Below are 23790 nucleotides of genomic sequence, written 5' to 3'. Positions count from 1 at the left end.
TATGGACCAGATACTGCAGGAGCCTGTAGATTCATTGTCTGGCATTAATGAACCCAGGGTAAAGTTCATTGTGCCGTGTGTTAATTAAAAAGCACTTAATTAACCCGTCTGCAACAAAAACTAACGTTCGATTCGACCTCGAGCCATAACGCAAAAGTGATAAAAAAGTGATAAACAATAAAAACAATTACTTAAGAGCCTCCAAATTCTATTCCAACTACATCCATTGCTCCCATAGACACCTTATTTACCAGGATTCCTCCATCTGAAGTAACCGACAGCCCATTCATTTGAAAGGGCTCGCTGGCCAAATCAATAGATTGTATCTCACCCGTTTCAAAATCTAATCGTTGAATAACTGAACCACTCAATGTGGCGTTGACTCTATAAACAGCCTGATGATTAACTAACCAAGAAGTTGCGTGAGTTATTTTGAAGTCGGGGTGAACTAATTTTTTTTCGTCACCTTTAAGCTGCCAAAGGCTATTATCATTTTTCTCATTATAAAAATAGCTGTTTGATTCTGGATCATACCGCCCATAAATACCATCTTCAGAAAGTGCCCGTACAACTTTATTTTCTTCAATGTCAAAAATCTCCAATGACCAATTGCCAATATTCTCTCGAGAAACAATAATCTGCGAATCAAACTCTCCCCATGAAACTCCAAAAACATTATCTAACCCTTTTACAAAATTCAGCTTTTTAGAGTCAAAATCATAGATAAAAACTTCAGAATTGAAGGTCCCCAGTAATCTATTACTTTCATTAGAAAAACCTATCTGTCTGATAATACCGTATCGCTCAAAATTACTGATCTGTACCTCACTACCGCTTTGTCTTTTCAACCATACTTGCGGTATCCCGCTTCGACTAGACAAAAAAGCAATATCGCCTTTTGAGCTAGCTACCCCGCCACTATCACTGCTACTCGAATATATAAAACGTGCACTCGTTATTTGGTCATTCAGAGCTTTAAAAGGGTTGTCAATCTTCCAGATTTCAGAAGAGTAATAGTTTCCAGCGACAGCAACTACCTCACCCATAAGATTAGACATGGGTCTTGATATCCTCTGAGAAACCAATGCCACCTCAACGTCCTCTTTGGTATTTAAATCAAACTGGTTTAAATGGCCCGACATAGACCTATAAGTCAACGTATCGCTATTGCTACCCCACATAATACTATTAAGAGGGTAATCCACCGTAAATAACGTTTCCCAACTACCTTTATCTAAAGAGAACAACATCACCACACTCTGAAACCACTTTACATTACGTATTACCGCAAGTTTTTTTCCATCTGGCGAAACCGATATCGCATAATCTCCACGACCCACATTAAATGGCTGACTTAATTGCCGCTTATCCTTACCGTTAATTGATATAGAAAATACCAGTTTAGCCGACATATGCTTATTTGAAGCATCTTCATCGGTGTAATAAAGGCTCATGCCTGAAGGGTGCCAAGCAATGCTTGAACCCACAGAGTTTTGTTTGCATTGAGTAACAGTTCTCGATTCTGCAAAGTATCCATTCTCAATAGCGACTATGCGGATTTCACATTCCCCGGAGGAATTGAACCCTATATAGGCGACATTTTTTCCATCTGGGCTAAAAGAAGGATAATTTGCATTCTCAAAGGTACCTGATAAAAAGCTGATTTCTCTGCTATTCATATTCATCAACCCCAAACGCCAATCGACTTGCTCTTCCGTTCTATGGGAAAAAACTAAAAACTCACCATCCGGTGATAGAGATGGGGCAAATTCCTGCCCCTCCAAAAAAGTCAAAGGTAAAACTTTCGCAACGACTGGGGGCATTGAGCTCGGCGGCATACTTGCAAGTACATATACGATAGATATTACAAATGCGGCTAACAAGCCAACATAGAGGCTTGTATGTTGATATAACGAAAAAAATACACGATTCTTCCAGCTCTTTACGTGGCTATGTTGTGACTCCTTTTGTGAAAGCTTAGTAAGCACTCGTTCTTTTTCAGTTTCCTCGACCTCACTGACATGGCAAATCAAAACATAGCCGACTTTCGGAACGGTTTTTATGAACTGGGGAGATTTGGCATTATCACCAAGTTGATTGCGCAGAAGACCAATAATGCGGTTAATGGCATTGTCAGAGATATGCCCACCTCGCCACACAGTTTCGATCAACATATCACGACTAACAGGTTTGCCGGCATGCTCAATCAAGCACAGCAATACCTGCATTGCACGCAGTTCTATTTTGTTGACCGCATCTGCAAAAGAGATAGTGCAATGATTAGGATCAACAAGACGATCTGACAGTAAGAAACGCTTTTCGGGTAACATGGGGCGCCATTTATTAATATGTATCTAGCTAATATGACTAATAGAGCAATATAAACCTATGAAATCAATAGAGGATGCGTATTATTCACATGCTTTTACGATTTCCTTTCACAACACAATATAATTCACTACTTGCATAGAGAAAACTTTGTAAGTATCTTGGCAGCCGATTATTTCAACAGCAAACTACTATGACAGACTTTATCTACCGCCCACCAACTACTCCTTGGCTTGAAATACTGTATCAAGATAAAGATATCATAGTGCTTAATAAACCCTCTGGCTTACTCTCAGTTCCTGGTCGAGCGGCAGAACATAAAGATAGTCTTTATCAACGCGTTCTCGAAACGCACCCCAATGCACAGGTCGTCCATCGATTAGACATGTCGACCTCTGGCATCATTGTTGTTGCGCTTAGACGCAGTGCTGAACGAGAATTAAAGCGCCAATTTAGTGAGCGTGAAACCCAGAAAACCTATTACGCACGGGTTGCCGGTCACGTTAAACAACAAAACGGTAGTATAGAACTACCACTTATTTGTGATTGGCCTAATCGTCCAAAACAAAAAGTCGACCACATTAACGGTAAGTCCTCTACTACGCACTATGAAGTGATTAGCTATGGTCAGCGCTCGACCTTAGTTAAACTGACCCCTATTACTGGCCGTTCTCACCAACTAAGAGTGCATATGATGGCACTTGGCCACCCTATTCTTGGTGACAACTTTTATGCTGACCCTTTAGCTAAGGGATTATCACCACGCCTGCAATTACACGCTCAATCTTTGACAGTTAAGCAACCCTTTAGTGGTGAGACCCTAACCTTTTCCACAGATATCCCATTTACTCAGCTGCTTAAAGACCAATAGCAGCTTTATCGAGTTAGGCTTATCAAAATTTCACCTCAAAACGCTGTTTTCTCATTATTTTGAACATTCAATTAGATTAACTACAGCCAATTGGGTAAATTAACCTATAAGTCAATTTATTAATAACTAAATTACTATGGAAACATCATTTCAGCGAGATCAGCTAGATAATCAGATTTTGTCAGCACTAATGGAAGAGGCTAGGACACCATTCGCCGAACTGGCTAAACGATTCGGCGTCAGTGCTGGGACCATCCATGTTCGAGTAGAGAAGATGAAACAAGCGGGTATTATCACTGGTGCGCAAATAACGGTGAACCCCAAGGCATTAGGCTATGATGTTTGCTGTTTTATTGGAATAAACTTAAAAAGTGCCGGCGATTACCCGGCGGCTTTAGCCAAGTTAAATGCATTAGAGGAAGTGACCGAAGCTTATTACACAACTGGGAATTATAGTGTATTTGTCAAAGTCATGTGCCAGTCAATTGATGGCCTGCAGCATGTGCTCATCAATCGAATCCAATCGATTGATGAAATTCAATCAACAGAAACATTGATAAGCCTACAAAACCCAATCGTTCGAGCAGTAAAGCCTTAAACATTACTGTCCAAAAACGCATGACTCAAAGTAATTGGCGAAAAAAAAGGCTAACTTACGTTAGCCTTTTTATTAGCGGTTGGATATTAAGCTTTAAGCTTGCGGCGTAACCAAACTAATGGCAATAACAATGTAGTCATCCATCCAGTAGAGCCACCATCATCGCTGTTATTGGTCTCTACTACTGGAGCGTCTGTAATAGTCATCGATGCTGAAGTCGAGTCACTATTACCATTACCGCCAGCAACCATTAATTCAAACGATAAGATAGTGCCATCCGCATCAACATCTGGTGCTGCAAACGTGATTGAATCACCGCCGTTAGTGAAACCAACTGGCACACCACCCGTTTGAGTCCATGTATAGGTTAACGCGTCATCGTTGCCATCGTATGAAGCTGCGCCACTGATAGTAACATTGCCATCATCATGTGCAGTTGCAGGCATATCCATCATAGCAACAGGCGCGACTTCCATAACACCAAACTTCATCATCTCTTCAACAGTGTCATCACCATGAGTGTTAGTGAACTTCATAGCATAAGCATCACCAGCACGAGTTGGAATAAAGTCAAACCCGACTGACATGACTTCACCGGTGTCAGTTGGTTGCGTTACATTCCAAGTGATTGTATTTCCTTCATGGCTTCCGTCATGGGAAATATTCTCAACCTTATGACCCTCAGAGATTTGAGCAGTGAAAGTGTATTCTCTATCAGCTCCGCTATAGTTTGGCTCAATATCAAAACTAATTGGCGTTGCTTCGCCAGCAACCATTTCCTCAGAAAGGCTAGCCATTAGTGTGACATCATCTTTACGAACGATGCTGTATGGAACTTGCAACATCGCGCTACCATCAGCTGATTCTAACGCCACAATACCAACAGAGTTTGTATCAGTATCCCAATCGAAAGTTAGAGAAAACTCTCCACCTTCTTCAGTAACATCAACCATTAAATCACTACTGAGTGAATCTTCGTCAGTTAAAATCGAAGTAATACGTACCGTTACTTCATCTGTTGCACCAGGAGCTGAAGGTGTATATGCATCTACAACAATATAGTAAACACCGGCTGGCAGGTTAGTAAATGCCACTTCTTCATCTGAATTAGGGCCACCACTACTACCGATATTGGCAAAGTTTGCATCCAGAATACGTAAGTCGACATCTGGTGCCGTAGCTGATGCTGTAGAGAAAACCACATTCGGCATGAATGGGAATTCTAGAGCGATGTAGTCAAAACCACCGTCTGGTACATTCAACGTAGCAGGTTCAATAAGATCAGACTTCTTATCATAAACACCTGCTGTAATATCTGTCAGTTCACTAGACACCATACCAGTGTAGGTCATGCTACCTTCAGAACGACCTGCTGTGATCTCAAAACTCGTTGGCAAGTTATTTCCACTGGCTTTAACTGCCACTGGTAACTTAACTTCTGGTAAACCATCAGCTTCAAGTTTAACATTGGCAAAGTTCCAACCAGCATCTGCACCGCTCACATCTGCTGTAATAGTAAGCTCTTGGCTCGCACCGGCGACCAACTCAAACTCAGCTGGCGATACTGTAATAGATAGACCGTCCGCTACACCCATAGTGCTGGCAGTCCAGCTACCATCTTGCGTGGCTTTAACAGTACGAGTCCAAGTACAAGTACCTACACACTTAGAGTCTGCCATTGTCGGCAGGTTAATGGCCGAAGGCTTCCCACCTAATCCAGGATCAGCTTTTACGTAGTTAACGTAAGTCTCATCCATAACCAGACCAGTTTTCGCTGCTGCTTCTACGTTGGCATAACCAGCACCCATATCAAAAAAGTCAGACGGTGTTACACCATCTTCTTTGAAGGTATCTTGGTCTGCTGTCAACATTAACGCAGATTGAACCTCAGCTGGTGTCCACTCAGGGTGAATACTAGCAAGTAGAGTCAATGCACCCGCTACATGTGGACTCGCCATAGATGTTCCGCTTAAGAAACCATAATCACTTGGATCTGGATTTTCTTTAAATGCGTCAGATTGATCATCTGCATAAGCAGCAAAAATGCTGACACCGGGAGCTGCAATTGAAGGTGCAATCACATCAGGCACGGATTTATTTGGACCACGTGAAGTGAAGCCAGCCGCTACGCGCGCTAAATCTTCATCTTGAATCACTTCGGTACCTGAAATGCTAGCCATATGGCCTTCACCACTTGCAAGCCAAGTACGCAGTAGATCACCTTGGTCCGCATCAATATGGATGGCTGGTAGCACATGTGCATCGGCAACAACACTTGTTGCTCCGCCTTGCAAATTACCTAGTACTAAACCTGCAGCACCGCCGGCTAGTACATTGCGGCCTTTATCTACACGTGCAATCGCACCACGATCACACATAACGATTGTGTTTTCGGCAAAGGTATTTTCAGGGAACGGTTGTAAACATTGCGCTGGGTCGTTATCGGGATCGTTTGCATTTACAAAATCACCAGCATAAACAATGGCACCAGCAAGTTCGCCAGTCATTGCTTTACCGGTTAATTCACCAGGAGCTTCAGTATCACCGCCGGTGAAACCGCTAATGGTTTTGTCCGCGAAATCACGATCATGCGTATAAGCCGCGACGGTACTTAACCAAGGTGCATCACCTGGTGAGCCAACAGTCTCAGGACCTGGGCCATCATTACCTGCAGATGTAGCGACATGTATACCCGCTTTACGCGCAGATAAGAAAGCCAAAGCATCCGCATCATTCCACGGGTTACTCGAACCACCACCAATTGAATAGTTCAGTGCATCAACACCATTTTCAATAGCGTGCTCAACAGCAAGAACCGTCAATGATGGAAAGCAGCCTGAGAAACGAATGGCATCATTTTCACCAGGTAAACAAACCTGATAGGATACGATATTAGCATGCGGTGCGACACCAGAAACATTATCAAAAACAACCCCAGTATCTTCACCGTCTACGTTTGGCACATTGACGTTCATCAATACGTTACCTGCCGAAGTACCGGCAGTATGAGAACCATGACCGTTATGGTCTTCACCATTTGGCGGCACATCTAAATCATAATCTAAATATCTGTCTGTGATTGCTGGCCAGCTGTGAACACCAATGAGCTTATCGTTACATAGCTCTGGGTAGTTCATTGCACAATCACCAGAGTATACCCCTTCACCCCAAGGGTTAGTATGGTCATACTCATCACCGCCAATATCGGCAAATGAAGGGTGGTCGCTATTAATACCAGTATCAATGATACCGACAATCATACCTTCACCTTGACTAGCAACTCCTGTTGCATCGCCACTCCAGACTGAAGGTGCTTTGATTATTGCAGGGCCCGAATCAGTAGTCGGCTTACGTAAAACTTCGCGCTGAATTTGCGCTATACCAGCCACTTTCGCTAGTTTGGCTGCTTGCGCTTGCGTCATTTCAACCACCATACCGTTGTAGGCAAGTGTGGTTTGTTGTTTGATATCTAGCTCACCGAGAATCGATGTTGCTTTTTGAATGACATTGTTTTGGCGAGAGTTAAGGAAAGAGCGGTAAGATTTAACTGCTGCACTGTTAACATCTAACTTTCTACTCTGGCTTGATACCACGTCAGTTGAAGTTGCCTTGTAGCCTTCGATACCACCTTGGTAAAGGGCAACCGGGCTCTCATTCAAACGAATAAAGTAGCGATATACACCATCACCTAAATCCGCTTCCGGCGTGAATACCGCATTGGTTCGAACGACATGATTCTGTACTTTAATTTTAGAATCAACGACTGGTATGTGTGCACTTACCCCGGCTGGCTTAGACAATACTACGTTTGGGCTACTCGTTGCAGCCGCAGTCGCAGACATGCTTATTATTGCAGTCGATACTGCTATAGCGATTTGAGTTTTCACTTGTCAATTCCTTAACACTTTGCTGTGCTTTTGTTATATAACTTCCTGAACAACACCTAACTCAGCCACTCCCTTCCCAGAAGATTCACCAAGCTAAAAAAGGTTCATTAGTACAAATGACTAACGAACCGATATTATTAACACAAAAGAAACAATAAAAAAACAAACAAGAAATAGACGGGTTACACTTTAAACCGATAATCCTTATTAAGCACAACAAAAGTGTAAAGAAACTGTTACTCAACTATGAGAGACTATAGCCGTACTGGCGCTTAGCGCTAGCCTAATCAAAAAAGAATTAATTATTACTAATTGCAACAGCAGAGTATATTTTTCGCACTGTTCACAATATTTAACAGCTCACAGCTCAAACACATTGGTCATCACTTTATAAAGTTCAGTGCCTTGATAAACCGATGCCGAAGCAAAGTGCAAAATAGGTACGCAGTCTTGGGGCAAGGTCAGTGGCGTTAACACCTGATCACTACCGTATTTATCTAAGCGCAGAATGTTGGCCAGTGGCTGGCCTGCACTCAGTTTCTCACCCAATGTTGCTTTATATTCCACCATGCCACCTAACGGCGCATGGTACTTTTTATAATCTTTCAAATAACAGCCAAAACGCGGCATCTCTGCCGGTAAAACTTGCTCACCAATCACCCCTTTTGCACTCAGGTAAGCCATGATGCCATGCGCGTCCTGTTTTGCATCTTCAAGATCAATATGCTCTTGGCTTCCAAGCTCTAAAGTAAAGGCATCAACCGCTACCGCAAAACTACGCCCCCTGGGTCGCCATGTGCTCACTGAGTTGCCACCATGGACAAAAGATAGACTCGTCCATCGCGCCACCAAAATCATTGGGGATTATCAAGGTATAAGGAATAGAGAATTGTTTCGCAAGCTCATAAGCATAAGTCGGACAATACAAATGTTTGCATGATTTAGGCCCAGTGTGCAGATCCAGCACAATATCGGCATCATGAGCCATTTTTTGTAAACTAACCGCAAGTTGATGACCGCTAGTGATCCCCCACTCGCCATCAAGACGAGCCTGACAAGCCGCAATCAAATGGGTGCGAAATGCATGCGTCAGCGCAGTATCGTCTAGATGGTGATGCTGAGCATACCAAGCCTCAACGTCTACCTTATGGTCAAAATACTCCCGATTCCAGTTCACCCCGGTGATCGGATCAAACCGACCGAGTGTAAATTCACCACTCTTTTGATTAATACCTAGCGGGTTAGCCAAAGGGACAAGTACCACGTCACCTAACACGTTTGCAGTCTCTAGGCGTTGCATTAACTGATAAATAACCGCGTTGCCCTGCACTTCGGCACCGTGAACATTGGCTTGAATATAAACACGTGGCGCTTCTACATCAGTACCGCGAAAGCGGAAAATGGGCACATTCAATTCATGGCCCGTGGCTAATTCGCCGACTTTCAATGATGACTGAGTAAATGACATGTTTTATCCTTCAAATAGATTTTGGTGCAATGCTTGAACCACTTGAGCCGCTTCCGATTCGGCCACTAAGACACATAAATTATGCGGACTAGCGCCTTGGCATATCATGCGTACATTATGGGTTTCCAATACTTCAAACACGCGTCGACAAACACCGGCTGTGGAGGCAATTTTATTGCCTACGATAGCCACTAAGGCTAAGTCATCTTCCACTCTCACTCGGCAATGCTGAGATAACTCCTGCAGCAGTGACTCGCTCAGTAGACCATTGCCCGCAGAGTCTGAGCCGGTTTTGTCCAGGGTAAGTGATACGTTAACTTCTGACGTGGTAATCAAATCGACACTGATTTTATGCTTAGCTAAAGTCGCAAAGGTTTCAGCTAAGAAGCCTTGGGCATGTAGCATCTGCAAACTATGCAAGTTTAACAGCGTCTGATCACGTCTAACGGCCACGGCACGGTAAACAGGTTCATCACTGACTTGATGACGAATCCAGGTGCCGCCGCGCTCAGGCTCTTTACTTGAACCGACAAAAACCTGAATTTTTTGTCTTACCGCCGGCAAAATTGTTGCTGGGTGTAGAACCTTGGCGCCAAAGGTCGCCATTTCGGCCGCTTCATTAAAGCTAATTTCTGCAATAGGACGAGCGTTAGGTGCTAAACGAGGATCGGTTGTGTAGATACCGGCCACATCGGTCCAAATTTCTACCGCGTTGGCCCGCAATGCCTCTGCCAATAATGCGGCAGAATAATCGCTACCGCCGCGACCCAATGTGGTAGTTTTACCTGCTTCATCGGCACCAATAAAGCCTTGAGTAACAATACGCTGACTTGCCAGTAATGGCAGCAGTTGACCTTCTACCAACTGAGCAATCGTTTCAACTTGCGGCTCAGCCTTGCCAAAATGACTGTCGGTTCTCAGTACTTGGCGAACATCAAATGCAGCTGCTGATTCACCTTTCTCGCGCAGTACAGCGGCAAACAAAGCAGATGAGCATTGCTCACCTTGTGCCAATAACTCGTCCATAATCTGTTTGCTGCGATTAAGCACTAACTGCTCACTGAGGTTGTCAATTTGGCTTAGTACACTATCTATACGTGCTGCGACATCCTGCGGCCGACCTAGGTCATCCAAAATACGGTACTGAATAGACGCAATTTCTTTAATCACTTGCTTGCGTCTATCTTCTTCTAATGTGGCTTGAGTTAGCTCAACCAGCAAGTTAGTGACACCGCTTGATGCACTGACCACCACAACGCGGGTATTGGGATTAGCCAGAATGATATCTGCGCAACGATTCATGGCAGCATAATCAGCCACAGAAGTGCCACCAAATTTGGCAACAACAATTTCATTCACAACAGATTGGGCAATAACAGACATTAGCTTTCCTCTGAACTAAATTGAGAAAAGGCTACAACATAAGAATTGATTAACATATTTACGCTCCGAACTTACTTCGTTCGAAGAGCCTGGTGTAAAGATTACACACCCTTAAGATAGGGAAAAGCGATCGTCACCAGAAGCTCTCCACCAAAAAACAGGTGACAATCGTTAGGATTCAACCCAATCGACCGATATTGCTGTGAGCCAAACACAATGACAATACCTCGGCGCTAATCTCCCTCATAAACTGTCGTCGGGGTTGGCCCCCCTCAAGCTTACTACCTAGTTAACGCTCCTCTTCTGTATTGGTATGTTTTCCATACCAATGACGCAAAACTAACAAATTTGACTAAATACTGTCAACGCTACAAACCAGAAAACACTGAGTTTTGTTGATTTAATCGTATCACCGCGCCATTAAGGCTGAAAATGAAATGAAAACTGAAGCTAGCTAGCAAGATTCTGGCAGTTCACTGACTAAATTAACCCGACTAGAAAAGCGCCCTATCGCCGTCTCGTCATGCTTCAACAAGCATGGAACTAAACGTAAAGTGTCATTTTCAACAAAATAGATGGCATTTTGTTTAAAAGCTAAACCTAATGCAATCGCCGCTGGTTTATCTATCGCCACAGCCCAACTCTTTTCCATATGGCGCCGATCCGACGAAGTCCCCACCATCGCCCGATAAGGTAGACCCATTTTCTCAATCTCACCTTGTAGCTTTCGATCTAATAAGCGATTTTGACTGGCGCTCAATATTTCACCCTGTGGATTGTGGGCAGTAATAATAGCGAAAGATAAAGTGGGAGAAAGTGATTGAGTAAATAAGAATTGGGTCTGCTGATAACATTGCCAAAGGGGGTGATTATCCGTGCTCATTGCCGTCAAGCTCCAATATTCGATTCGAAATATTATAGCAAATACTGCTAGCTATCTTACAGGTGTGATCCCGTTCACCAAAATGATTTTTTTATGAATGTTAAAAATCAATAACTTAGGTCAAGTCGTGTGATATAGCTCAAAACCCAAAGTAAATTTGTTAACATTTCATTTGTTAACAAATGCCTAAAACGAGTACAATAAGCACCGTTGGTTAGCATTTTAGAACAATAAGATGCACCGCACTTAGTTACTTCGACTGACTGACACGCAAGTAACGAGCAAACCAACTTCCTGTATAAAATGTCGGCGTGACCAGCCAGCACATTTAAAGCTTAAAAATAATTAACTAGTAGGGGGAACTAATCTCTACTATTGTTAATCGAAGTGAATACAGTTCGCGTTTCCTAAAAATATAGAGATACGCATACTTTACTAATCATGAAGTGTGTTGCTGTTTCAGGCTAGTTTTTGAGAGCACCGACGTGGATCAGTAATTGTCAGTAGATGAGATGGGGCGCAGCCGTAGCACGCGCTCATGGTTAGAACAGATTTGAACAAATATTAGGTACTTTAATATGCAAAACCCGCACATTCTGATCGTTGAAGATGAAGCCGTTACCAGAAACACGCTAAGAAGTATTTTTGAAGCAGAAGGATATGTGGTATCAGAAGCTAATGATGGCGCAGAGATGCATAAAGCAATGCAAGAAAACAAGATCAACTTGGTAGTGATGGATATCAATCTACCGGGTAAAAATGGTCTGTTACTTGCGCGTGAACTACGTGAGATCAACAACATCGGCCTAATCTTCCTAACGGGTCGTGATAACAAAGTTGACAAGATCTTAGGTCTTGAAATTGGTGCTGATGACTACATCACTAAACCATTCAACCCACGTGAGTTGACTATCCGTGCACGCAACCTACTGACGCGAGTCAATAGCACTGGTACTGAATCAGAAGAGAAAAGCGCAGTTGAGTTCTACCGTTTCAACGGTTGGAGCTTAGAAATTAACAGCCGCTCTCTAGTTAGCCCACAAGGCGAATCTTACAAATTGCCACGTAGCGAATTCCGCGCGATGCTGCACTTTGTTGAGAACCCTGGCAAAATCTTAACTCGTGCTGACCTACTCATGAAAATGACTGGCCGCGAACTTAAGCCACATGACCGCACTGTTGACGTGACTATCCGTCGTATCCGTAAGCACTTTGAAAGCTTGCCTGATACGCCAGAAATCATCGCGACTATTCACGGTGAAGGCTATCGTTTCTGCGGTAACTTAGAAGAAGTTTAAGTTACTCAGTAAGATAACTAAAAAGCCAGTCTAAAGACTGGCTTTTTTTGTGGCTGCGATTTGATGAGGATTGCCTATAACAATCGGCAATTGCTGCTTCTAGGGCATTATCTCGCGCGGTTAGCTTGCACTAAGGTTTTAGCTGCCTATCTAAAAAGTCTGCTAAGGAGCGATACAAATGGGTGCGTACCTTATGACCACGCATTGAGTGTTTCGACCCCGGGTAGTCAATCAATTGAAATAGCTTACCTTCATCTTGCAGGGCTTTGTACACCCGAGTGCTATTTTCAAACAAGACATTATCATCAGCCATGCCATGATACATCAACAGTCCCGACTGATAGTTTTTCACATAGGGGAATACGCTGCTCGCCTCATAGCCTTGAGCATTGGTTTGCGGGTGACCTAAATATCGCTCAGTATAGTGCGTATCATACAATGCCCAGTCGGTTACTGGCGCACCAGAAATAGCCGCTTTGAAATGCGTAGGCGCTTTAAACAATCCCATTAAGGCCATATAACCGCCATAGCTATGGCCATATAACGCAATATTCTCGCCATCAACAAATGACTGAGTACGCAAGAAATCGACACCGGCTTTCTGATCATTAACCTCAACTTCGCCTAAGTGCTCATGAATAACAAACTCAAACCGAGTGCCACGATGCGCTGAGCCACGATTGTCTAGCTGAAAAACAACATAACCTTGTTGCAATAAGTATTGTGTAAAGTAGTCATGCTCGCTCCAACTGTTCACTACTAACTGTGCATGCGGGCCGCCATACACTCGCACTACCACAGGGTAACGCTGACTTGCATCAAAGTTAGTTGGCTTAAATAGGCGATATTGCAGTGCTTGGCCATCCTCAGCTTTAATCTCGCCAAACTCCGGTTGCTGCCACAAACCAAAATAGGGATAGAGTGGATGAGTCTTGTTGATGGCATTCTCTTCCACCCAAGCTAAACGTTCACCCTGTTCATCATGCAAGCTGATTTGCGGAGGCTGTGACAAGCTATTGAAATAGTCTAAATAGATTGCTTGGTTATCGGCAAACACTGGCATATGCATACCACTGCGCGAACTTAACTGCTCGACATCACCACCTCCAAGTGGCACTCGATAAAGGTGTCTTTCGGTGACCTTGGTTTTACGGCCAGTGAAATATAACCACTGATTGGTCTCATCAATAAAAGAGACGGCATCAACGGCCCACTCACCTTGGGTTAGCTGTTTGGCCAAGCTGCCATCTAAATTAAATAGATAAAGATGATTAAAACCATCGCGCTCCGACGCCCAAATAAACTGCTCGGTTTTCTTTAAAAAATGCAAATCGTCATTGAGGTTTATCCACGCACGGCTACGCTCTTTGACTAAATCGCGACTTTGCTTAATATCTGCTAGATCCACAACCCGTAGATCTAAGGCTTTTTGATCGCGGCTTTGCCATTGAAAAGATAGCTGCTGGCTATTTGGCAGCCATTTAACTCTCGGCAAATAGATGTCCTTGTCGGCACCAAGGTCGACCCATTGTGTCTGCTTTGAAGCCAGGTTAACAACGCCCAATTGCACGGTAACATTGGTTTTACCCGCATAAGGGTAGCGCTGCTCAGTCAGTTTAATGCCATCAGCGTATATTTCATTACGCGTGACCAATTCTACCCCTGACTCATCAACTCGGGTGTAGGCAATTGCAGATTCATCCGGTGCCCACCAGTAACCTGTCATGCGGCCCATCTCTTCTTGAGCGACAAACTCCGCCATTGCATTCTTAATCGCGCCACCACCGTCAGTGGTCATTGCCGTCAATTGGTTGTTGGCAAGATCTAATACATACAGGTTTTGCTCACGAACGAAGGAGACATAATGTCCTTTAGGCGACAAGCGCGCATCTGTTGCAAACCCTTCGCCAATGGCAAGCTGGGTAACTTTGCCAGAATCGATTGCAAATAAATACAAGTTGCCACTGGCTGGGATTAGAATCGTTTGGCCATCGTCAGACCAAAAGTATTCCATGATCCCCTGGCCATAAATACGTTGACGTTCACGCCTTGCCTTCTCTTCATCAGATAGCTCAGCAATGGTGAGCTTTTGTGCATCAAGCAAACGACTTTGTTGACCCGTTGCCACATCCATCTGCCAAAGATCGTAAAAGTGTTGGTCATCAGCACGGCCAGCTAGATAGGTCACCAGCTTGCCATCAGGCGATAGCTTTAACCCTCTAGGGCTACTGCCAGCTAAAGCAGGCGAATCATATAAACGTTCTATGGTTAGCGGCGTTTGGCCACCAACAGATGTAGATTGCGTGCTAAGCGCACTGCAAGACTGAGATAAAAGCATAGGCACCGCCATTAGGGCTAAACTCATCCATTTTTTTGTCATTATTGTGTCCTGGACGTAAGTGAACTGATAAACGTTACAACATCTGCGCCATTGTGCCTTAAAGCTTCACAAAACTAAAACAATCATCGCACTATTGTTGTCACTGAAACTTGTTATAAATTCAGATATAATCAGCGCCAAATTATAAATAATGCACTAGACGAGATAGCCACCGTTAATACCTACTCGGTGATCAAGGTGTCACGTCGCTACCCCATAAGATCTCACGCTGAGCTCGCTCGGCAATGAAATAGGAAACAAGATGCAAACTCTGGCTGAAAATCTGACCTCACAAGCAATTTCTCCTACTCTTGAAAAACTTATTCTGACCCTAGCTAACACCTCAAAAGAGATTAGTCATGCAGTACGCCACGGCGCATTAGCCGGTGTTTTGGGCGCGACTGAGCAAGAAAACGTTCAGGGTGAAACCCAGAAAAAGCTCGATATCATCACCAATGACATGCTTAAAGATGCGTTACAAGCTGACGGCACGGTTCGTGGTATCGCGTCTGAAGAAGAAGACTATGTAGTTGAAGCGGATGCCAATGGCGAATTTTTAGTGTGTTTCGACCCATTAGATGGCTCATCGAACATCGACATCAACTCGCTGGTCGGTACCATTTTTTCAGTGCTACCTGCGACTGAGGGTGAGTTAACAGAGCAAAGCTTCTTACAAGCTGGTCGTAATCAAGTGGCTGCAGGTTATGTACTTTATGGTCCATCAACCATGTTGGCACTCACCACAGGTAAAGGCGTACAGTTATTTACCCTAAACCCAGAAACCAACGAGTTCTTGCTAACCGATGGCGCTATGGCCATTAGCAAAGACACGGGTGAGTTTGCCATTAACATGTCAAATCAACGTTTTTGGGAAGCCCCAATGCAAACTTACATCAGCGATCTATTGCTAGGTAAGATTGGCCCACGTGAAAAGTCATTCAACATGCGTTGGATTGCCGCTATGGTGGGTGATGTGCATCGCGTACTGTCGCGCGGCGGTATTTTTACCTACCCAACAGACAACAAAAACCCTGAAAAACCATACAAGTTACGGTTAATGTATGAAGCAAACCCAATGGCATTCTTGGTGGAACAAGCAGGCGGTAAGGCTTCAACCGGTTATGAAACGATTTTGGACATTCAACCCACTGAAATTCATCAACGTGTCGCAGTGATCTTAGGCTCTGCTAACGAAGTTGATATGTGCTTGGAGTATCACGGCCAAGATTACAGTGAAGAGCCAAGCCTATAAATAGTGATATACGCTGATACATAAACGCCACTTAGTGTGGCGTTTTTTTATTGCGTAAAAAAAGCCACAGTAATAACACTGTGGCTTGGGTTAGCGATGCTTAGCACCGCTTGTCTTTACCTAAGACGAACTTATTAAACATGCTAGTTAAGGAGAGTACTCTGATTTGTATAAGTCCTCTTACTTAGCAACCAGTTCTTATTTGGTTGAATACTTAGCCGCTTCTTCACCCGCAACTTTACCAAAGGTAATGATGTCGGAAATCGCGTTACCACCAAGTCGGTTAGCACCATGAACACCACCAGTCACTTCACCGGCACCGTATAGGCCTGGAATCACTTGCTGTTTGGCATTGATGATTTCCGCTTTAGAATCGATTTTCACCCCACCCATAGTGTGGTGAACACCCGGTGTGACTTCAATGGCGTAGTAGTTACCTTCGTTTAGGGCGCGTGGCAGATTAGGACGTTCAAAATCTGTATCTTTACCCGCTTTAACAAAGCCGTTATAACGTGCAATCGCTTCCGCTAATGCCTTACCATCGATGTTTTCAATTTTACCAAGCTTCTCTGGCGACTCGGCAGACGGCACCACACCAAGGCCAATGTACTTATCAATTTTCTTCAGTGACTTACGTACTGAATCGTCAAAGATTAAGTAGGCTGTCTTGCCCGTTTGTTGCAAAATGGCCGCAGCCGCTTTATCACGAGTGGTGATTTCATTAACAAAGCGCTTGCCTTCACGGTTAACCAAAATGGCACCATTACCACGTACCGCTTCAGTCACCATCACCCCACCTTTAACCGATAGCGTTGGATGAGCTTGAATATATTGTAGATCCTGCATTGCAGCACCTGCATTACCCGCCACGTCAATACCATCACCGGTTGCACCTGGTTGGTTGGTTGATACAAAGCCTTTTAATTTAGGATCAAGCTTGGCCACACGGTCATTATTCTTACCAAAACCACCTGTCGCTAACACGACAGCATCCGCTTTGACCCAGTAGTATCCTGTGTACATGCCTTTAACTAAGATACCGGTCACTTTGCCGTCATTATCTTGCAGGATCTCAATACCACGGGTATTCATGCGCATGTCGATGTTGCGCTCTTTGGCATTATCATAAAGCACTTGGATAACATGAGCACCGACACCTGCACCGCCAGTTGGGCGATGTGAACGGTTAGCTGAAGCGCCGCCCATACGACCGATATCGGTAAGGTCTGCGCCCATCTTAGTCATCCAATCTACAGAACCTTTAGAGTGAGTAACTAAAACATCAACCAAGGCAGGATCGTTTAGGTCACGGCCGCCTTTCATGGTGTCTTTACGCATTGATTCAACACTATCTTCAATGCCTTTGGCTTTTTGCTGATCGGTCCAAGCCGCATTCATGCCGCCCGCTGCTAGCTTGGCATTACCGCCGATAACAGGCTCTTTTTCAATCAGAATAACTTTAGCGCCTTCGTCATGAGCTGCAACTGCTGCAGAGAAACCTGCGCCACCAGAGCCAACAACCACAACATCAACGGTGTCACGAGGAGCGGCCGCAAGTGCTGCTTCGCGGTCAGACTTATCTTTCGCTAGCTCTGCAATTGTCGGTTCGTCACGCTGCCATTTTTTAGTGTAAGGCATGTCGAAATCAAAACTGTGGCAAGAGTCGCAATACACCATCGATTTTTCATGCGCACTGTGACAAGAGGTACAAGCAATATCGCCAGGGAAATGAGAATCATGGGCGTTATAGTGGTCATGCTGGGTTTGCTCAGCAACTTCTTCCATCGTCCCATGACAAGAAACGCACTGTGCATTTTCATGGCTTAGGTTATCGTTAGACAGTTCACCATCTGGCGTATGACAGCTTTCACATTCCATGTTTTCACCATGGAAGTCGGCCAAGTTGTCTGCTGCAGTTGCGTTTGCTGCGATACCAGCACTACCCAATAGTGCTGCTATATAGACCGCTAATTTTACTTTTTTCATTTTTGCTCCCAGTCTCTCTGCTTCTGGCCGTCATTGGCCGCTGCCAAGAGATGCTTTATCGTTTATTCAGGCTTCACACTGAATGATGTCCATCAACTGGACCATTTCATTGCTCTGGATTAATCATTGCTTAAAGCTGGCTTAGCAACAATTAACTCAAGTGGGATATGAAGCCTCAATCACAAGCTGAAAAAACCGCTATGCAATCTTGCATGGGAATACGCGCAGTTATGCAAAAATGCATAATGACGGTTGAAAGCGATCACAATGTCTATACTCTTGCAAACCATCACCATTGGCTGCGGCGACAGAAGTTATCCAAAAAATAAATAACTGAACAAGTAATTATCACCCTTGGTTAACAAAAAACGCCGCTGCGCACAGTTTCACTATGTTGCGACTGCTAAGATGTCCCCATGAGATATTTATTATTGGCATTAGCGCTGCTGTGCTTTAACAGTTACGCTGAACAAAGCATCACCTTTGGCGTTCACTCAAAAACTGCACCACTTGAGTGGCGCAATAACGGCGTCGACCAAGGGTTTAACATTGAACTCATGGACCGCATTGGTCAGCTGACTAACCGCCGTATCATCGTCAGACGCAAGAGCTTTCAAGAGTTAGTCAGCGATGTCCACAACCCCGATAGTGACATCGATGTCATAGCCGTTGTTAGCCCAGTAAACTTAGGTCGGCAGTTGAGTCAGTCCGATCCCATCTATGCCACCCATGCTAAAGCTTATACCTTGCACGGCAAAGGCTATATAAATGATTGGCAAGACCTTATCGGCAAACGCGTCGCGATTAAAAAAGGCGCTTTTGTCGATGTTTACCTATCGGGTTACCCACAAGAATTTGAACGGGTTGATGTCGATTTGTATGAAACAGGCTTTCAACTTATGACCCAAGGCAAAGTCGATGTGGTGTTAGCTGAAAGTTTTGTGGCTCGGCGGCTGCTTCCGCTTTACCCCGCCATTCGCAGCGGCAGTGACGCGCTGATTTATGGTGCGTTTAACTTTGTCGCCAACAACCAACGCAGCGCACTCATGACTGAGATCAATGATGCACTCAGACAACTAAAATTGTCTGGCGAGTATGACGCCTTAGTCAATAAATGGTTTGGGACTGGGCGTGAGAAAGTGGATCTCACTTCCACCCAAAAACGCACCTTTGCGCTGGCTATCGTAGTGAGCATTATCTCCGCAATCGGCATGATTTTTACTGGGTTTGTCAGTATTAGCCTACGCAAACAAAAGCGCGCACTTAAAACAGAACTGGCCCAACGCCTTGATATTCAGCGGCAACTAGTCAGCTTATCTAAACAGTTTCAATCAGTGCTCGACGGTATCCCCAATGGTGTAACTATCTATAGTCATGACATGCAAAAGCTGTGGAGTAATGACAATAATATTGAACTACTGAGTAGTGCTGAGTTTCACCATGAAGATGGCCGCCCGCTTGAACTCCAAGCCTTGGTTACACAGGTATTGGCTAAGCAAAGCTCACAAATTGAAGAGATGGCCTACTTACAGCAGTTTTGGCAGCTACAAGTCCACCCCATCGCCGACAATCAAGTGGTTATCTTGCTTGAAGATACCACCGAGGCTCATCAGTTACGCCAAGCCAACGATGAAGCCAGCCGCTTAGCTTCTTTGGGTGAGCTGTCAGCGGGGATCGCCCATGAGATCAATAACCCAACCGGCCTAATTGTGCACTCAATATCTCAGCTACAGCAAGCAATGGCTGACTGTCAGCCCGCCTTTGATAGCTATCAAAAACAGAACCCCTTTTGGTTGATTACCGGTCTGCCTCCAGAGCAAGCGTTGGCAGAGGCGAGCCACAGTTGCAACACGATCGAAGAAGGGGCGCAAAGAATTAGCCGTATTGTCAGCGACCTTAAACGCTACGCACTACCGACGCTATCGAGCGAACAAGAACGGGTTTCGCTCAATGAAGTGGTCAATGTCTCATTGCGCCTAACCGCGAATCAGATAAAAACCTTTCAAGTGAGCATCCAACTGAGTCAACCTGCTGCTTGGGTTTACGGCGACGCCCAGCAATTACAACAGGTAGTGATCAATCTTATCCAGAATGCCTGTCATGCGTGTGAATCCGGTAAAGGTCATATTGTCATCGAAACCCGCATCATTGCCGATGAACAAGCCATAATCAGTATTACTGACAATGGTTGCGGTATGAATCGCTCGACACTGGCACGGGTCACTGAACCCTTTTTCACTACCCGTCGTTCCGTCGGCGGCAGTGGCTTAGGTTTGTCTGTTTGCAGCCGTATCGTCAAAGCCTATAACGGCGAACTACAGATGACCTCTAAACTCAAACAAGGTACCTGTATAAAAGTACGGCTGCCTTTGGCTAAAGAAGAGAGCAACTAGATGAAATTAGCCCGCAATATTCTTTTGGTTGATGATGAAGCAGCTTGGTTACGCACCTTAGCCAACACCCTTAACCGCCTTGTACCCGAAGCACAAATCGATACCTGTGTTGATAGCCGTCAAGTGGCCAACCGCCTTAATGTGGCCGACTATGCGCTAGTATTGCTTGATCTGACTATGCCGTTTCATTCGGGGGAAGAGCTACTGGCAATGATACGCAGCGAGCACCCTAACACCCGAGTGATCATTGTCACCGGCGTTAATGAGGTCGACACTGCTGTTAGGTGCATTAAAAATGGCGCCTATGATTATTTTATTAAAACCGATGCCGTTGAAGATTTAGCCCGTACGGTCAGGCGCGCGCTAGAGGTGGTTGGGTTAGAGCGCAACTACCTTAAAATCAAAGAGCACTTTTTAAGCCGTACGCTCGAACAACCTCAGGCCTTCAATAATATTCTCACTTGCGAGCCACAACTGCTGGACCAGTTTCGTTACCTTGAAGCCATCGCCCATAGCCCAGAACCGCTGCTAATTTCTGGCGAAAGTGGCACAGGTAAGAGTGAATTTGCTAAATCGAGCCATCAGCTATGCTGTGCTGACGCGCCTTTTATCAGCCTCAACCTAGCGGGTATTAGTGATGAATCGTTTGAGCTGAAACTGTTCGGCCAGTTAAAACACCATGATGATGGCCAAGTCACCGCACAAGCCGGCGTGCTGCATCATGTTAATGGTGGCACCTTGTATCTCAATGAAGTGGGCGCACTGTCAATTGCCAGCCAACTCAAATTGCTCGATGTGATAGAAAGCCGACAATATTATCCCGTTGGCAGTGAGCGCCCTTATCCGGTGAATTGCCGCATTGTGGCCTCTACTCAAGATGACCTACTTAAGCTCAATCAGCAAGGCAGCTTTCGCAGCGACCTACTGTATCGATTAAGAGCCCACAAAATCCATCTACCACCGCTATCCCAGCGCAATTTAGACTTGTCGATGCTCATCAATCACTTTATTGAACTCGCCGCACAAGAAATGGAATTACCACCGCCACAACAACCGCGGGATCTAGCCGCGCAGCTTAGCGAGTATCGCTTTCCGGGTAATCTCCACGAATTAAAAGGAATGGTATTTGATGCCGTCAGCCGTAGCGATGGTGTACAGCTCAATATCAGCCCATTCATGGAGGCAATAAACGAACACCGCACTTTAGATAGCCAACCACAAACGGCAATGGTGTTCCCCAAAGCATTGCCGACTTTGGCTGAAATGAGCCAAGCATTGATCGACGAAGCCATGAGTCGCACTGCTAATAACCAAACTGCCGCAGCGCAAATGCTCGGTATCAGCCAAAGTGCACTCAGCCGGCGCTTAAAGGGCTAGTCCGAGCTCAACATACAAAAAAGCCGAAGCAATATGCTTCGGCTTTTTAGCTTAACCATCTCTTCTAACCCTAAGCGTTACTTTGTAGCGTTTGCGCTTCTTCAGCATCATGGGCTTTCTCAGTCGCATCGACGATGGTCAATACGGCTGTATCACCTACCACATTACAAGAAGTCAGTACCATATCAATCAATCTATCAAGTGCCGCAACAATCACGAACGCTTCAACAGGTAAGCCCATCTGGTGGATAAGCACTCCAATCATCACCATGCCGCCGCCGGGCACACCGCCCGCACCGACTGACAATAAGAAAATACTAAATAGCAATGCTGGCAGTTGGTCCATCGATATTGGCGCACCAAATGAATTGGCGACAAAGAAAATAGCAATGGTGATATAAATCGATACGCCGCCCATATTCATAGTGGCACCCAGTGGCACACCAAACCCGGCCACGGCGCGTTTTACACCAAGTTTTTCGGTTAGGGTTCGCATGGTGACTGGAATCGTCGCGTTAGAGCTTGCGGTAGATAATGAAAATAAGATCTGCTCGCGGGTTTTAGCACGAAACGCCTTAGCAGAAACCGGTGTAAACAAGCTCACTGCAAATGGGTAGACCACAAAAATCCACAATAACAACAAGCCTAAAATTAGTACTAGGTATTCCAGTACACTGAAAAATAATGCTGCTTCAAGTGTTGCACCAAGCTTCAACATCAACGCAAACACACCAATAGGTGCCAGTTGCATCACCACACTAATCAGCTTCATCATTACCTTGTTGCCCTCTTGGAACCCTTGGACCAACAACGGCACAGACTGACTCATTGATTTAACGACACCGCCCACAAGCAATGCCATAAAGATCACCTGCAACATATTGCCTGAACTAAACGCGGCAATCGGGTTGCTTGGTACAATACCCACAATAAGCTGGACTAAATTGGGTAACTCTGTTGCAGTAATCTCCACCCCACTGCCGCCAGACATATCAACTCCACGCCCGGGAGACAGCAGCAACGCCACACAAAGCGCAGCAAAAATCGCCACAACAGTATTAATGATGTAGAAACCAAATGTTTTGCCACCGAGACGGCCGAAACTTCTTAGGTCTTGTAACTCCAAGACACCGCAGACAATGCTGACAAATACCAATGGCACTACCAACATCATAATCATGTTGACGAACATGGTGCCAACACCGCTGGCCAGATCCACGACTGTGCCTGAAAGGAACCCTACCTGAGGCAGAAAATACTGAATGAAGCTACCGAGGATAAGTCCGGAAAATAGACCAATAAAAATCCGGGTCGAAAGAGATTTAGTCATATGCTTGCCTTTTATTTGCACGATTCAACACGTACATTTATCTATTTGTCGACGCCTAAGGATTTAAAAGTATTTTTATTATAAATAAATCAATAAATTAAAATCTATTGACCGTCCTTCCCCCAAGGAGGAAAGCCTTAAAACGCGTTACTCACAAAAGATAGTGAATCATGCTGGCACTAATTTCAAACCCAATTACCTAATTGTTAAAAGCAACAAGATAGAAACATACGAAAAAACAAGCACTAAGTGCCAGTAAGTAATGAAATTAATCCTTAGGGTAGCAAAAAGCAGCGCAGGTAACTTTTACAAACTTAAACCCCCGTTAACAATGAGGGCTTATTTGCTTAAATAAC

13 protein-coding genes, 1 pseudogene and 1 riboswitch are annotated in these 23790 nt (G+C 44.7%); of the genes and pseudogenes, 6 read left to right on the top strand and 8 right to left on the bottom strand.

Annotated features, from left to right (window positions below):
* Nucleotides 1-191 precede the first annotated feature (191 nt).
* Nucleotides 192-2330 (bottom strand): winged helix-turn-helix domain-containing protein, encoded by a 2139-nt coding sequence (locus L865_RS0104355; RefSeq protein ID WP_028772107.1) that lies wholly within the window; start codon nucleotides 2328-2330, stop codon nucleotides 192-194.
* 191 nt (nucleotides 2331-2521) lie between these two features.
* Here L865_RS0104355 and rluA point away from each other — a divergent pair, with 191 nt between their 5' ends.
* Together rluA and asnC are read left to right on the top strand one after the other, a co-directional pair.
* On the top strand, nucleotides 2522-3199 hold the full coding sequence (gene rluA, locus L865_RS0104350; RefSeq protein ID WP_028772106.1) for a bifunctional tRNA pseudouridine(32) synthase/23S rRNA pseudouridine(746) synthase RluA: 678 nt from the start codon (nucleotides 2522-2524) through the stop codon (nucleotides 3197-3199).
* Between the two features lie 136 nt (nucleotides 3200-3335).
* Nucleotides 3336-3797, top strand: a complete 462-nt coding sequence (gene asnC, locus L865_RS0104345; protein WP_028772105.1) for a transcriptional regulator AsnC — start codon at nucleotides 3336-3338, stop codon at nucleotides 3795-3797.
* Nucleotides 3798-3883: 86 nt separating this feature from the next.
* On the opposite strand, the gene L865_RS0104340 is transcribed toward asnC, so the two are convergent.
* The 4 genes and pseudogenes from L865_RS0104340 to L865_RS0104325 all read right to left on the bottom strand — a co-directional run bounded on the left by L865_RS0104340 (nucleotide 3884) and on the right by L865_RS0104325 (nucleotide 11418).
* Nucleotides 3884-7684, bottom strand: coding sequence for a S8 family serine peptidase (locus L865_RS0104340; protein WP_028772104.1), 3801 nt, complete (start codon nucleotides 7682-7684; stop codon nucleotides 3884-3886).
* 360 nt (nucleotides 7685-8044) lie between these two features.
* Nucleotides 8045-9152 (bottom strand): annotated as a pseudogene (locus L865_RS23120) (succinylglutamate desuccinylase/aspartoacylase family protein).
* A gap of 3 nt (nucleotides 9153-9155) precedes the next feature.
* Nucleotides 9156-10535, bottom strand: a complete 1380-nt coding sequence (gene lysC, locus L865_RS0104330; RefSeq protein WP_028772103.1) for a lysine-sensitive aspartokinase 3 — start codon at nucleotides 10533-10535, stop codon at nucleotides 9156-9158.
* A 132-nt stretch (nucleotides 10536-10667) separates the two neighbouring features.
* Nucleotides 10668-10846, bottom strand: a riboswitch (Lysine riboswitch).
* Nucleotides 10847-10989: 143 nt separating this feature from the next.
* The gene (locus L865_RS0104325) at nucleotides 10990-11418 is read right to left on the bottom strand and encodes a DUF3293 domain-containing protein (protein WP_028772102.1); all 429 of its coding nucleotides are present in this window, start codon (nucleotides 11416-11418) and stop codon (nucleotides 10990-10992) included.
* Between the two features lie 578 nt (nucleotides 11419-11996).
* On the opposite strand from L865_RS0104325, the gene arcA reads away from it, so the two are divergent.
* Nucleotides 11997-12716: a two-component system response regulator ArcA gene (gene arcA / locus L865_RS0104320; RefSeq protein ID WP_028772101.1), complete on the top strand. Its 720-nt coding sequence runs from the start codon at nucleotides 11997-11999 to the stop codon at nucleotides 12714-12716.
* 130 nt (nucleotides 12717-12846) lie between these two features.
* On the opposite strand, the gene L865_RS0104315 is transcribed toward arcA, so the two are convergent.
* Nucleotides 12847-15096: a S9 family peptidase gene (locus L865_RS0104315; protein ID WP_028772100.1), complete on the bottom strand. Its 2250-nt coding sequence runs from the start codon at nucleotides 15094-15096 to the stop codon at nucleotides 12847-12849.
* 262 nt (nucleotides 15097-15358) lie between these two features.
* Here L865_RS0104315 and L865_RS0104310 point away from each other — a divergent pair, with 262 nt between their 5' ends.
* A complete protein-coding gene (locus L865_RS0104310; protein ID WP_028772099.1) occupies nucleotides 15359-16348 on the top strand; it encodes a class 1 fructose-bisphosphatase in 990 nt (329 codons plus the stop codon).
* A 198-nt stretch (nucleotides 16349-16546) separates the two neighbouring features.
* On the opposite strand, the gene L865_RS0104305 is transcribed toward L865_RS0104310, so the two are convergent.
* Nucleotides 16547-18334, bottom strand: coding sequence for a flavocytochrome c (locus L865_RS0104305; protein ID WP_028772098.1), 1788 nt, complete (start codon nucleotides 18332-18334; stop codon nucleotides 16547-16549).
* A 416-nt stretch (nucleotides 18335-18750) separates the two neighbouring features.
* Here L865_RS0104305 and L865_RS0104300 point away from each other — a divergent pair, with 416 nt between their 5' ends.
* The gene (locus tag L865_RS0104300) at nucleotides 18751-20727 is read left to right on the top strand and encodes an ATP-binding protein (RefSeq protein WP_028772097.1); all 1977 of its coding nucleotides are present in this window, start codon (nucleotides 18751-18753) and stop codon (nucleotides 20725-20727) included.
* Nucleotides 20728-22104 (top strand): sigma-54-dependent transcriptional regulator, encoded by a 1377-nt coding sequence (locus L865_RS0104295; protein WP_028772096.1) that lies wholly within the window; start codon nucleotides 20728-20730, stop codon nucleotides 22102-22104. It abuts the gene before it with no gap.
* A 70-nt stretch (nucleotides 22105-22174) separates the two neighbouring features.
* On the opposite strand, the gene L865_RS0104290 is transcribed toward L865_RS0104295, so the two are convergent.
* Entirely contained in the window at nucleotides 22175-23434 is a 1260-nt protein-coding gene (locus tag L865_RS0104290) for a dicarboxylate/amino acid:cation symporter (protein WP_028772095.1), read from the bottom strand.
* Nucleotides 23435-23790 lie beyond the last annotated feature (356 nt).

The sequence above is a fragment of the Shewanella waksmanii ATCC BAA-643 genome (assembly GCF_000518805.1).
GTDB classification, from domain to species: domain Bacteria; phylum Pseudomonadota; class Gammaproteobacteria; order Enterobacterales; family Shewanellaceae; genus Shewanella; species Shewanella waksmanii.
The sequence above is the reverse complement of the archived record's forward strand: the minus strand, read 5'-3'. Positions and strand labels throughout refer to the sequence as shown.

Coding starts and splice junctions, on each gene's coding strand:
- rluA (WP_028772106.1), top strand. CDS start 2,522: ATGACAGACTTTATCTACCGCCCACCAACTACTCCTTGGCTTGAAATA.
- L865_RS0104305 (WP_028772098.1), bottom strand. CDS start 18,334: ATGAAAAAAGTAAAATTAGCGGTCTATATAGCAGCACTATTGGGTAGT.
- L865_RS0104310 (WP_028772099.1), top strand. CDS start 15,359: ATGCAAACTCTGGCTGAAAATCTGACCTCACAAGCAATTTCTCCTACT.
- arcA (WP_028772101.1), top strand. CDS start 11,997: ATGCAAAACCCGCACATTCTGATCGTTGAAGATGAAGCCGTTACCAGA.
- L865_RS0104295 (WP_028772096.1), top strand. CDS start 20,728: ATGAAATTAGCCCGCAATATTCTTTTGGTTGATGATGAAGCAGCTTGG.
- L865_RS0104290 (WP_028772095.1), bottom strand. CDS start 23,434: ATGACTAAATCTCTTTCGACCCGGATTTTTATTGGTCTATTTTCCGGA.
- L865_RS0104355 (WP_028772107.1), bottom strand. CDS start 2,330: ATGTTACCCGAAAAGCGTTTCTTACTGTCAGATCGTCTTGTTGATCCT.
- asnC (WP_028772105.1), top strand. CDS start 3,336: ATGGAAACATCATTTCAGCGAGATCAGCTAGATAATCAGATTTTGTCA.
- L865_RS0104300 (WP_028772097.1), top strand. CDS start 18,751: ATGAGATATTTATTATTGGCATTAGCGCTGCTGTGCTTTAACAGTTAC.
- L865_RS0104325 (WP_028772102.1), bottom strand. CDS start 11,418: ATGAGCACGGATAATCACCCCCTTTGGCAATGTTATCAGCAGACCCAA.
- lysC (WP_028772103.1), bottom strand. CDS start 10,535: ATGTCTGTTATTGCCCAATCTGTTGTGAATGAAATTGTTGTTGCCAAA.
- L865_RS0104315 (WP_028772100.1), bottom strand. CDS start 15,096: ATGACAAAAAAATGGATGAGTTTAGCCCTAATGGCGGTGCCTATGCTT.